This window comes from Mesorhizobium sp. M7A.F.Ca.US.011.01.1.1, from assembly GCF_003998295.1.
Taxonomy (GTDB): Bacteria; Pseudomonadota; Alphaproteobacteria; order Rhizobiales; family Rhizobiaceae; genus Mesorhizobium.
The window spans coordinates 1-1,321 of the sequence record NZ_RZRT01000170.1; the positions used below are offsets into that span (position 1 = coordinate 1).

Below are 1,321 nucleotides of genomic sequence, written 5' to 3' on the forward strand. Positions count from 1 at the left end.
TTTGATGCGATCATGATTGTAGTAGTGGATGTAATCCTCGATGCTGGCCTTGAGGCTCTGAACGTTCTCGAAGGTATTGGGGTAGAAGAGCTCGGATTTGAGTGTTGCGAAGAAGCTCTCGATAGGTGCGTTGTCGAGGCAATTGCCTTTGCGTGACATGCTCTGGGCAATGCCTCGTGCCTGGAGCCTGCGCTGGTAGGCAGGCGTCTGATACTGCCATCCCTGATCGGAGTGTAGGATGGGGCGTTGGGTTTGGTCGAGCCGGTCCAGCGCTCTGGCGAGCATATTTTCCACCAGCTTGAAGAGCGGTCGCCTTGCGGTCTCGAAGGCGATGATCTCGCCGTTATAAAGGTCCATGACCGGTGAGAGATAGAGTTTGTCGCCCGCCAGGTTGAACTCCGTCACATCGGTCACCCATTTATGGTTGGCGCTGTCAGCGTTGAACTGGCGTTGAATGAGATCGGGAGCCGTCCTTCCGATGCCGCCTTTGTAGGAGCGATACTTCTTCGGCCTGACCAGCGACTTCAATCCCATCTCCACCATCCGACCCTGCACCGCCTTGTGATTGACGACATGACCGAGCCGGCGCAGTGCAGCAGCCACCCGGCGATAACCGTAGCGGCCCTTGTGGCTGTCGAAGACGGCTCTGATCTTCTCCTTGAGACCGGCATGGCGGTCGACGCGGGACGCCTTCTGTCGATAGTAGAACGTGCTGCGGGAAAGCCCTGCCAGTTTGAGCAGACCATCGAGCGGATAGAGCAGCCTTAACGCTTGGACAGCTTGCGCTTTTTGGGCGCGTGTCCCTGCGTTAAGGCCTCCAGTTTTTTTAGGTAGGCGTTCTCCATGCGCAGATGGTTCAGTTCCGCAAGCAGCTCTTCGCGGCTCTTGGTCTCATCACTCTGCGCCACGGGCGGCTCGCCAGGCGACGGCGGGTCTGACATCGATCGCGGCCTTCCTCTGCGGCGCGGCGCGAGCGCCTCTATCCCACCGGCTTCGTAGCGCCTCTCCCAGTCCGGAAGGCAGCCGGCGTTGCGGATATTGAACAGCGCGGCCGTCTGTCGGCAGGACAGTCCATCCTCCCACATCCGGTGCAGAACCGACAGCTTGAACTCGCCGTCATAGTGGCTGAGCTTGCGAGCGAGGCCGGCAACCCCGTGCGCTTGATAGCTCGCAACCCATTTGCGCACCGTCGCAGCATCTACGCCGTCGGCTGCACCGGCGCTCGCATAGCTCTCTTCACCACTCAAATAACGATCAACAACAGTGCGCTTCAAACTCTCGCTGTGTTTGGACATGAAAACCCCCGAAGGTTGATGTCCAA

Annotated in this window: 1 pseudogene; it reads right to left on the reverse strand. The window is 58.9% G+C overall.

The window, feature by feature from the left end:
• Positions 1-1,295: pseudogene (locus EOA13_RS37090) on the reverse strand (IS3 family transposase); the annotation flags it as partial.
• Positions 1,296-1,321 lie beyond the last annotated feature (26 nt).